Source organism: Myxococcales bacterium, from assembly GCA_012517325.1.
Lineage (GTDB): Bacteria > Lernaellota > Lernaellaia > Lernaellales > Lernaellaceae > JAAYVF01.
In genome coordinates, this window is sequence record JAAYVF010000031.1 from 1 (window position 1) to 11134 (window position 11134).

The window sequence follows — 11134 nt, forward strand, 5'->3', positions numbered from 1 at the left end:
AGCCCGATGCAAAACGGAAAATCGAAAGGGAACAACCAACTGGACGTGGGTCTATCAGGCCTCGGCTCCGAACTCTACGTAACCAAGGGGACATTTTTGCTGCACAGTTGAGGGGACATATTGCCTAAGTATAAACAGACGAGGGGAAGTCGCCGGCAGAATCCGCTCTGGCCGGGGCGCGGAGGATCAGGCCCCCTCGATCATTTCCCAGGAAAGCGGCGTGCCGCGCGGGATGTCGCGGGCCGCCTGCTTGCCGAGCACGGTTTCGAGATAGCGCGGGTGCAGCCCGTAACCCGGGCGGATGACGCGCAGGTTCGTCGGCGAAAACACCTCGCCCGCCTTCATGTCGGCCACGACGAACAGCGACCGGCGAAACACCAGGCTCTTCGCCTCGCCGCCCTTGACGCCGTAACATACGCCGCCGAGCGCTTTTTCGATCGTCCGCACCGCTTCCACCATCCGTCGGAATTCGTACGGCTCGAGCGAAAAGCCCGCGTCCGGCCCGCCCTGCGAGCGCGACAGGATGAAATGCTTTTCGATCACGCAGGCGCCCAGCGCCACCGCCGCCGCCGGAATGGCCACGTCGAGTGTGTGGTCGGAAAGGCCGACCGGCAGATCGAAGCGCGCCTGCAGATCGACCAGGGTGCGCAGGTGCATGTTTTCGGCCGGCGCCGGGTACTCGCTGGTGCACTTGAGCAGCACGAGCCGCTCGCCGCCCGCCTGCCGGATGGTCGCGACCGCTTCCTCGATTTCGGCCAGTGATGCCATTCCGGTGGAAAGGATGATCGGCCGGCCGGTCGCGGCGATGCGCCGCAGCAGCGGCAGATCGACCAGTTCGAACGAGGCGATCTTGAAGGCCGGGACGTTCAGGCCGGAGAGAAAATCGACGGCGGTTTCATCGAACGGCGTCGAAAAGAAATCGAGGTCGAGGCGGTCGGCGACTTCCTTGAGCGGCTGGTGCCACTCCCACGGCGTGCTCGCCTCGCCGTAGAGGTCGTACAGCGTGCGGCCGTCCCAGGCCGTGCCGTGAATGCGGAAGGACTCGGCGTCGCTGTCGATGGTCATCGTGTCGGGCGTGTAGGTCTGCAATTTGATCGCGTCGGCGCCGGCTTCCTTGGCGGCGTGCAGCAGCCGTTCGGCGACGGCGAAATCGTGGCCGTGATTGCCGGACATTTCGGCGACGATGTAGGTCGGAAAGCCGGGACCGATCGGCCGCCCGTTGATCGCGAAGGTATCAGCCATCGGAGCCATCCTCGAACTCCTTCTCGGTCAGCAGTTGGAGCCGCAGATAGATTTTTTCGCCGCCGGCCCGCAGGTAGGCGCCCCGATAGGGCGGAAAGGTACGGGCGCGCAACAGGTTGAGCAGATCGCCGGCGCGCACCGTCGCGTCGGGATCGATTTCGTCGAGCCGGTCCAGGTCATGCAAGCGGTGGACGCTGCCGCCCGCCGGTTGCGGCCGGCGCGGCGCCCGGCCGGATTCGAAGAGCGGCCAGACCCGCCGCAGCAAGTCCAGGCCGGCCTGTTCCAGTTTGCGGTACAGCGTTTCGCCGGTGTCGGTCGGCGCGATCGGCACGGCGTCCTGGGCGATGATGTCGCCGGTATCGACACCGGCGTCGAGGTAGTGCAGGGTCACGCCGGCGGGCGTTTGATCGACGAGGCTCCAGACGTTCGGGTTGGCACCGCGATTGTACGGCAGTAAGGCCGGATGCAGATTGATCGCGCCGCGCGGCAAGAGGTCGAGCAGCTCCGGTGGCAGTAGGTAGCCGAAGTACACCGACAGCGCGGCGTCGGCCCGCAACTCCGCGAGCGCCGCCCGGACCGCCGGATCGCGCAGCCGCGAACCGTCGAAAACGCATTCAGGGGGCAAATCCGCCGCCTCCAGAATTTCCACGCGGTAGCGCGCCCGTTCCTCCGGATGGACGACGACGCCGACCACCTCGACGCCCTCGGCGACCAGCCAGGAAAGCGCCTGCCAGCCGGAATAGTTGTTGCCGAAAAACAAAAGGCGCATAGTGCTTCCCGTTTATTCCGCGGCCGCCGCGGCCCGTTCCAGAATGGCGTCGGCGACACGCCGGCTGCCCAGGCCGTCGACCAGATCGGCGGCCTTGACGCTCAGCCCCGAGCGCCACAGCCGATTGCCGAGCAGATCTTCCAGCACCGGGGTCAGTTTGGCCGGCTCGACCTCGTCGCCCAGGCCCAGGCCCACGGCGGCGCCCACTTCCGTCAGCCGGCGATAGATGATCGCCTGGTTGTCCGCCACTTGCAAAAGCGCCATCGGCGTCGCCAGGTGCGCCAGTTCCCAGCAGGTCGAGCCCGCGCCGCTGACCGCCAGGTCGCACCAGAGAAAATGCTCGGCCATGTTGTCGACGGGGCGCAGGGCGACGAGCCGCTGGTTGGGCGCCGGGCGCATCGCGCCTATCGCGTGGTATTGTTCGCGGTTGGGTAGGATGGCGTGGATTTCCAGCGCCTGGCCGCCGGCGATCAAGCCGTCGAGCACCAATTGGGTCAAACCCTTGGGATCGGTGCCGCCGATCGTCACCAGCACCTTCGTGGCCCGCGTCGCAAAACGGCGTTGGCGCGCCTGGTCGCGCAGTTGCAACACGTTGCGGCGGATCAGCGCGTATTCCCGGCCCAAGAGCCGCGTCGTGTCGGGCCGCGTGCGGTAGGTCAGTTCCTCGGCGCCGAAATTCTGGTTGATCAAAACATCCACCGGCAGCGGGCGGGCGGCCTGATCATCCAGCGCCGCGACGACGAAACCGTGCCCGGCCAGTTGCGCGAAATAGTCCGCGTCGGGCAGGTACCAATCCACCACCACGGCCGCCGCTTTCCGGCGTCGGGCGTAGTCGACGAGCCAGGCGGCGTCGTCCGTTTTCGGCTCGTGCCGGGGAATCCGCCGTTGCCGCAATTGTTCGGCCGGCCATTCCAGGCCGTGAAACCGCGAGACGAAATCGACCGGCACGCCGCGCGCCAGAAATTCCTCGGCCAATGCCAGCGAACGCACGAAATGGCCCAGGCCCATCACCGGCGAGGCGTTGCAACGAAAAAGGATCGGTCTTTTCCCGGCCATGATTTCCGTCGGTCGATTGGTTTGTCTGATGGTTTCCAGAATAATCCGTTTCCGGGTGGGTGTCGAATGATTTTCCTTCGGTCGCCGTCCGATAAGGCTTCGCCTGCAACCGTCATTTTCATGGGGCAATAATTTTTTCTTGAAATCGCTCGACAAACCCAATAAAATATCCAACGGCAACCGGGAATCATTCATCCACGAATAAAACTCGTTTCTTTCGATCGAACGCCTTTTTCGGAATGGACGGCTATCGCGGGAAATAGCCGAGGTTTTCATTCTTGTCGCAGGCCGGTGGAGGGGTAACCCATGCAACGGCCAGTTTTGTCCTGCCTTTTCTGCTGCCTGATACTTTGCCTGATCGGCGCTTGTCAGTCGAATGACGAGAGCTCCTCATCCGATGATGAGGATTCTCAGGCCGATGACGACAACGACGACAACGATTCTTCTCCCGGCGATGATGACAACGACGACAATGATAACGACAACGACGACATAGATGACGACGACGATGATGACGACAATGACGATAATGATGACAACGACGATAACGACGACAATGACGACAATGATGACAACGACGACAATGACGACAACGACGACAATGACGACAACGACGACAACGATGACAACGATGACAACGACGACAACGATGACAACGATGACAACGACGACAATGATGACAACGACGACAATGACGACAACGACGACTCGACCGGCGACTTATGGGTCTACGATTTCGAAAGCGATACGCCCGGCGAAGTACCGGGAAGCCCCTGGACCGTCAATTATTACGGCGGGCATTACCTGTACGTCGTTGCCGCGGGCGGCGACCACGGCAATGTGTTGCAGTTGCGCGGTGGCAGCGAAGACACGAATCCTTACGCCGGCATGGCGACGGGCGTCGTCCGCTGGATCAATCCCTCGCCTTTCCAGACCAGCTTCAACCTGGACCTCGACGTCAATTTCGAGACGAATCGCACGAGCCGATTGTTTTTCGAGCGGCAAAACGGCGTCAACCTATACAACGAATGGTCCTACCGGATCACCTCGACCGGCAACCGGGTCGACGTGTTTCTCGCGCGGGCGAACTCACCGGCGGATTGGAGCCGGTGCGGCCGGTTCCCGATCGACGAATGGCACAAAATGACGGTCGCCTTCGACATGAGCGCGCATCAGGCTTCGCTGTGGATCGACGGCCAGGCGACGAGCTGCCTGAACGAGCCGTGGGCGGTCGGCGGCGCCGGCTGGCTGGTCGGCTTCACCATTCACGATTGGGCGAGCCATTACGGCATTGGCAATTACGATAACTTCCGCGCCTATCGGCCGACAGCCGCGGCCGCTCCGCCGGACACCGACGACGATACCATCGCCACGGGTCTGGAATGGATCGACGGCGACAGCGAATACCTGCCGACCGGGCCGCTGGGGCTGGCGATCGACGGCGACGGCCGGCCGCAATTCTCGTTTCAAAAGCAGGATCGCTATCTCTGGCACGAATGTTTCTATCCCAACCTCTATTACATCACGCGGGGGAACGACGAATGGGTCTCGGAGACCTATGACGAAGGGTTCTGCCAGATTTGGACGGATACTTACCTTTATTACTACTACGTCGACGGCCCGGGATACAGCAACGCGTTAGTTCTCGACGGGGACGACGCGGCGTTTTTCGCCTATCACTACGGAGGTTATTCGTTTAACGAAGGATTCCACGGGTTCCCGGATACCACAACCAACAGCGCGGATATGATCTATGCGCCGCCGGACGGCTCGGCGCAGGTTCTGGCCAGCACCTATCTCGCGGTCGAAAGCGATTACCTCGGCCGGTTCGGTTACGCCGATCAAATGGCAATGGACGCCGCGGGGACGATTCATCTGGCCTTCAACAATTACAACGACGATTTCGGCAACGACATTTATTACACGCAGGCGAACCATGAGCTGTTCACGCCGGAGATCGTCGACACCTGTACCTATAACAGCATCTATTACGGCACGAAGCGGCATCTCGATTTGAAGGTCGATTCCACGTTCCACCCCCACCTGATCTATTGTTGCCAAACGGAATTGAAGTACGCGGTCCGGGGTGAGGATGGCTGGTCGATCGAAACCTTGACCGACCAGAACATCTCCGCCTCGCCAGGTTTCAGCCTGGCGATCGATTCGCAGGACCGGCTGCACCTCGTTTTCGACGATGCCGACGGACTGCAACTGGCGATCCGGGACGGCGACACCTGGAAGATCGAGTCGATCGATCCGGACCCCGTTTATGCCGCGAACTATCTGGCTTTGGATGAGACCGGGCACGACGCCGTCTTTTATCATACCAGCGTGATCCGGTACGCGACCAATCGCGACGGTTCATGGGCGATTTATGATCTGGATCTGCCCTGGAGCGTCGATTCGCCGGCCGGCTTGAAATATGACCCCGCGGGATGGATGCATCTGGTCTTCACCGGGACGAAGCGGGTATGGCACGTGGCGTTTGCGCCGGACGATCTGCCGGACTGGTTTGTGCCGGTCGCGCGCTGAGGCTTTGCCAGTCCGCCTCGACGATTTCCTTGATGCGGGCCAGGAAGGTCTTCATTTTGTGTCGGTGTAGGTGTTTGCCGAGCACTTCCCACAAAACGGTGACCAGCCCGCCGACCGGCTTGATGCGCATTTCATGGACGAAATGCGTCCCGCCCCGGCCGTCGGGGGTCAGCCGATAGGCGAAATCCCCGGCCAGCATGCCGCCGATGAACTCCGTGCGGATTTCCCGGCCGGGATCGAGCTTGACGATTTCCATCAGAATCCATGGATCGCTCGGCGCGCGCACGGCCACGCGAATCTGCTTGCCGATCCGGGGTTCTCGTCCGGTGGGAAAGGTGACGTCGACCGACGAGTCCTGCTGCCAGCGGCTGATTTTTTCCTCTTCGATCAGGTAGGGATACAAAAATTCCGGGGGTGCGGCGATGTCGATTTCCAGCCGGTAGGGCTTCAATCCGGCCGGATCGACGGCGCCCCGGGAAACGGCGGGCAAAAGGCACGGCACGAGGCAGAAGACGACGGCCAACAGCAATCTTTTCATTTTTCGCTGATAGCACAAGCGGGCCGATTTCGCTATCACCCGTAAGTGACCGTAACGGGCCGGCCGCCTGTTTACGGCGTCGGCGGCGGATCGGGAACCGTAAACACGACCTCCCAGATGGCGGAACCGTCGTCGATGATCAGGTGTACTTGTTTAGTCGCATCGATGGCGATGGCCACGGGTTGGTTGATGGGCCAACCGGCGTTGGGCGCGACGCGTTCCACTCGGTAGCGCCGCCAGGGACCGCCGGCATTGGTGACGTAATAAGCCTGATCATCCGTGACCAGACCATAATTGAAAGCGAGGTGGACCGCATCGTTTTCGTCCACGGTGATGGCGGTCGTCACATTGTGCGTGTAAACCGTTCCGACCTGGCTGGATTTCCAGGCGCCGGAGCGATTGGTGGCGTAAAAAACGCCTTCCTGCATACTGGAAAAAAAGGCGACATGCGCCTGGCCGGCGGTATCGACGGCCAGCCCGGCGTTTCTGCTCAGCGAGGAAAAGGAGTCGGAAACGGTTTCGATCCGCCATTCGCCGGTGCGATTGGTCGCGTAGTGCAAGGATCCGTCACTGGCGAAAAGCAGATGACTGTTGCCCTCCGCGTCCACCACGAGATTCAACCGACCGTAATTGGTTCCCGAGGTCAAGGTCTCTTGTATCCAATCCGAGCCGGTGGGAGTGGAATAGAAGTGTTGTAAGATGTCGATGGTGTTATCGGCCATCGCCAGGTGAGTCACGTCTTGCGCATCGTAAGCCAGCGAGCAGCCGGTGCCCAGATAACCGCTGTCGGTGACGGTTCTGATGGCCCAGGAGCCCGCCACTTTTTCAATGAGGTTGGTTTCGTACCAATCGGAACGCTCGTAATAAAAACAGATGCCCGGTTGATTATCACCTTTGATGGCCAACCCGTTGCCTTCCAGCGAGAGATAGGACTCGCCGGACAACGCGATCATCTGATCTCCCGACCGACTGGTCTGAAGTGCGGGCGGATCCTGGAGCAGGGTTTCGGCTCGCCAACGGCCCGAATCGTTCGTGGCATACTTCAAATAGCTGAAAGCGCTTAAATTGTTGTCCCGGGCGCCCAAGCCGGTCTGACTGGCATGGCCGTAACCGAAACGGTCGAGGGCGTAATCGGCGGTGACGATATCCCAACTCTCGACCGGATAGCGATCGTTCGTGTCCACATTGGTGGTGTCCAGGCTGTGAGAAATGGGGTTGTAGGAGGTTACAAAGGGAGAGCCGTCGGGAGCGACGGCGATGGAATTGTGATATCCCGAAATACTCCAGCGGGCGATCATGCCGACGGACCAGTCGTCGTCGTCCAAATAGCCGTAAAAGAGTTTGTTGTAGGTGATATAGTCATAATCGTCCGCATAGCCGTAGGCGCCGTTGATTGCCACGTGAAGCCGGCCGTCGGCATCGATCGTCAGGGAATGGTATGGGCCGTACGGATGCCATTCGTAACTCGTGCCGGTCTTGTCCGCCGATTCGAGGAGATAGCCCTCGACGACCGTTTGCGACCGCCACTCGCCGCCGGTGTCGGTCAAATACATGAGCCGGCCGCACGACACTTCATAGCACCAATCCCCGGACCGGTAATAGGTCAGATGGACCCAACCGTCCACGTCAGTCAGCAGCGAAGTGAAATAGTAGATGTCGCCCGAATCGTCCAAGGTGGTCGTCTGCCAATCGCCGCCGGCGTTGGTGGCATAACGCAAATCGCGGTTGGTCTGATCGACGTACGCGATGTGCGCCGCGCCGTCGGGATCCGCCGCGATGGAGGTGTAGGCGCCCACATTTCCTTCGGTATCGACGGTCGCGGTCGTCCAGGATTTGCCGGTACGGACGGCATATTTCAGATCTTGATTGGTGGCATCGTAATAGCTGATGTGGACGTTGCCGTCGGCCGCTACCGCAAGGGCGGCAAAGCGTCCGACGTCGCCGGTATCGTCGACGATTTCGTACTCCCATCCGGCGCCGCTTTGCCGGGCGTATTTCAGCCGCTGATTGGCGGCATCGTAATAAGCCAGATGCAAAACATCGTCGGCATCGATGACCATTCGCGGACTGGCGCAGCCTTGGTCAAGGTATTGGATGTCCCAGTCCACGGTTTCGGTATTTCGATAGAGAACCAGAAAATCGGGATTTTTTATCGCGGCAATGTAAATCACACCTTTGGAGTCGATGACGGTCGATGTCCCGTCCGCCCCGGTGATGCCGCCGAGAATGACCGCGTTTTCTTGCTCGGGGAGCGTTAAATCGTCATCCAATGAAATGGTGTCGTTGTCGTCATTGTCATCGTTGTCGTCATTGTCATCGTTGTCGTCATTGTCGTCGTTGTCATCATTGTCGTCGTTGTCGTCGTTGTTGTCATTGTCGTCATTGTCGTCGTTGTCATCGTTGTCGTCGTTGTCATCATCGTCGTCGTCATCGTCCGCCGTGTCATTATTATCATCGTCGTTATCGTTATCGTTGTCGTCATCGTCGCCTGACTGGTCGTCGTCTTGCACCTGATCTGGACCCGAGTCGTCGTTTTCGTCATCGGTGGCATCGTCATTTGTGTCGCTGTCGCAGCCGATCAACGCCAAGAGGAAAAACAAGGAAAAGCAGGCAAGAAAAACGGGAAGCAACGTTTGGGGAAATTTTTTCATTGATTCCTCGAAAAAGTGCTTCGGTGAAAAATCATCTTAAGTATACTGCAAAAAACATGCCAACGGAAAGGGCGTCCGGAACGGCTAAAAAGCAGGTATTTTCAGTTTTTTATTGAAAAGGGATGAGGAAAATTCAGCGGTCGCCGCCAATTCCGCTCGATTTTCCTCGCATTGAATTGGCGGCGCGGTGCCCGGCTCCTTACATCCGGACGCCGGACGAAAAATCAGCGGGGGATTTTGATCCCTTTGTCCCGCGCGACTTGTGCGGCCAGTTCGTAGCCGGCGTCGACGTGACGCATGACGCCGATGCCCGGATCGCCGTCCAGCACGCGCCGGAGCCGCCGGTCGGCCGCCTCGCTGCCGTCGCAGACGATGACCATGCCCGCATGCAGACTGTAGCCGATGCCCACGCCGCCGCCGTGGTGGAAGCTGACCCAGGTGGCGCCGTTGGCGGCGTTGGCCATCAGGTTGAGCAGGGGCCAGTCGGCGATCGCGTCGGAGCCGTCCTTCATGGCCTCGGTTTCGCGGTAGGGGCTGGCGACGCTGCCGCAGTCGAGGTGGTCGCGGCCGATGACGAGCGGCGCCTTGACGCGGCCGGTGCGCACCAATTCGTTGAATTTCAATCCGGCCAGCGCGCGGTCGCCGTAACCCAGCCAGCAGATGCGGCAGGGCAGGCCCTGGAAAGCGATTTTTTCCTTCGCCAGCGCCAACCAGTTGCGCAGCATCTCATCACGCGGAAACAGTTCCGTCAGGGCCTCGTCGGTGGCGGCGATGTCGGCCGGATCGCCGGAGAGGGCGCACCAGCGGAACGGGCCCTTGCCCTCGCAGAAGAGCGGACGGATGTAGGCCGGCACGAAACCCGGAAAGGCGTAGGCGTCGGCCACGCCTTCCTCGTGCGCGACCGTGCGGATGTTGTTGCCGTAGTCGAAGGTCACCGCGCCGCGGCCCATCAAGGCCAGCATGGCTCGGACGTGGCGGGCGCAGGTGGAGCGCGCGGCTTTTTCGTAGGCCGCAGGGTCCGCGCGGCGCAGGTTGAGCGCCTCGGCGAGGGTCAGGCCGGCCGGCACGTAGCCGTGCACCATGTCGTGCGCGCTGGTCTGGTCGGTCAAGAGGTCCACCGCGATGCCGCGGCGCAAGAGTTCGTCGAGCAGGTCAGCCGCGTTGATCTCGACGGCCACCGAAAGCGCCATGCCCTTTTCCTTGGCGGCCAGCGCCTGCCGCAGACCCGTCTCCAGGTCCGGCGCCCAGACGTCGAGGTACTTGGTTTCCAACCGGCGGCGGATGCGCTCGGGATCGACCTCGGCGAAGAGCGCCGCCGCCCCGGCCATCGTCGCGGCGAGCGGTTGCGCCCCGCCCATGCCCCCGAGACCGGCGCTGACCAGCAAGCGGCCCCGCAAATCGCCGTGGAAGTGCGTTTTCGCGGCGGCGACGAAGGTTTCGTAGGTACCCTGCACGATGCCCTGGGTGCCGATGTAGATCCACGAGCCGGCGGTCATCTGGCCGTACATGATCAGGCCCCGGCGCTCGAGTTCGTTGAAGACCTCCCACGTCGCCCACTTGCCGACCAGGTTGCTGTTGGCGATCAGCACGCGCGGCGCGTCGGCGTGGGTGCGCAGCACGCCGACCGGTTTGCCGCTTTGCACGAGCAGCGTTTCGTCGTTGTCGAGTTCCTGCAGCGCGCGGACGATCGCGTGATAGGCCGGCAGGTTGCGCGCCGCCTTGCCGCGGCCGCCGTACACGATCAGTTCCGCCGGATTCTCCGCCACGCGCGCGTCGAGGTTGTTCATCAGCATGCGCAGCGCGGCCTCCTGCTGCCAGCCACGGCAGTGCAATTCGGTTCCCGTCGGCGCGGGGATTCCCGGCCGAGGATCGATGATGCGCGGCATTTCCAGCCTCCGTGAAACAGTTCCCGATCCCGTCATTTTAGCCTTCGAAAGGAAGGGGTCAAACCATATTCCCTTGCAGGGTTTCCGAATTGCGAATTCCGATGAGGAATGAATTTGTTCCCCCGTGCGGGGGGAGCACTTTGAAAATCGAGGATGAGGTTGTCCAGGTCACGGTTCAGCCCCCCGTGCGGGGGGAGCACCCAAGGCCGTCCGATACAAACGAACTGCCAAACGGTTCAGCCCCCCGTGCGGGGGGAGCACTTTCCAGCGGCATGTGTTGAATTTCGGTCCAGCGGTTCAGCCCCCCGTGCGGGGGGAGCACGCGACCGGTGGAAGTTGGATCACTCTCGGCATCGGTTCAGCCCCCCGTGCGGGGGGAGCACGCTCGATTGAATCATTGTCTCTAGTCTGGATTCGGTTCAGCCCCCCGTGCGGGGGGAGCACTACTCTGAACTTAAGA

Annotated in this window: 7 protein-coding genes and 1 CRISPR repeat array; of the genes, 1 reads left to right on the forward strand and 6 read right to left on the reverse strand. The window is 61.2% G+C overall.

Features of this window, described 5'->3' with window-relative positions; all coding sequences use genetic code 11:
* Positions 1 to 186: 186 nt before the first annotated feature.
* The 3 genes from pseI to pseG are packed head-to-tail and all read right to left on the reverse strand — an operon-like array spanning position 187 to position 3067.
* The gene (gene pseI, locus GX444_06625) at positions 187 to 1242 is read right to left on the reverse strand and encodes a pseudaminic acid synthase (protein NLH48263.1); all 1056 of its coding nucleotides are present in this window, start codon (positions 1240 to 1242) and stop codon (positions 187 to 189) included.
* The gene (locus tag GX444_06630; protein ID NLH48264.1) at positions 1235 to 2011 is read right to left on the reverse strand and encodes a formyl transferase; all 777 of its coding nucleotides are present in this window, start codon (positions 2009 to 2011) and stop codon (positions 1235 to 1237) included. Before GX444_06630 ends, pseI begins: the two co-directional genes overlap by 8 nt.
* Positions 2012 to 2023: 12 nt before the next feature.
* Complete coding sequence (gene pseG / locus GX444_06635) at positions 2024 to 3067, reverse strand: UDP-2,4-diacetamido-2,4,6-trideoxy-beta-L-altropyranose hydrolase (GenBank protein NLH48265.1); 1044 nt, start codon at positions 3065 to 3067, stop codon at positions 2024 to 2026.
* A gap of 306 nt (positions 3068 to 3373) precedes the next feature.
* Between pseG and GX444_06640 the strand changes: the two genes are divergently transcribed.
* Positions 3374 to 5599, forward strand: a complete 2226-nt coding sequence (locus tag GX444_06640; GenBank protein NLH48266.1) for a hypothetical protein — start codon at positions 3374 to 3376, stop codon at positions 5597 to 5599.
* Here the strand turns inward: GX444_06640 and GX444_06645 are convergent.
* The 3 genes from GX444_06645 to hutU form a co-directional block, all read right to left on the reverse strand.
* On the reverse strand, positions 5520 to 6137 hold the full coding sequence (locus GX444_06645; protein NLH48267.1) for an SRPBCC family protein: 618 nt from the start codon (positions 6135 to 6137) through the stop codon (positions 5520 to 5522). The genes GX444_06640 and GX444_06645 overlap by 80 nt on opposite strands.
* 71 nt (positions 6138 to 6208) lie before the next feature.
* A complete protein-coding gene (locus GX444_06650) occupies positions 6209 to 8788 on the reverse strand; it encodes a hypothetical protein (GenBank protein NLH48268.1) in 2580 nt (859 codons plus the stop codon).
* Between the two features lie 224 nt (positions 8789 to 9012).
* Positions 9013 to 10710 carry a urocanate hydratase gene (gene hutU, locus GX444_06655; GenBank protein ID NLH48269.1) on the reverse strand — a complete coding sequence of 566 codons (1698 nt, stop codon included), beginning with the start codon at positions 10708 to 10710 and terminating at the stop codon, positions 9013 to 9015.
* A 74-nt stretch (positions 10711 to 10784) separates the two neighbouring features.
* A CRISPR array of direct repeats spans positions 10785 to 11118; the repeat unit is 29 nt; unit sequence CGGTTCAGCCCCCCGTGCGGGGGGAGCAC.
* The last annotated feature ends 16 nt before the right edge of the window (positions 11119 to 11134 follow it).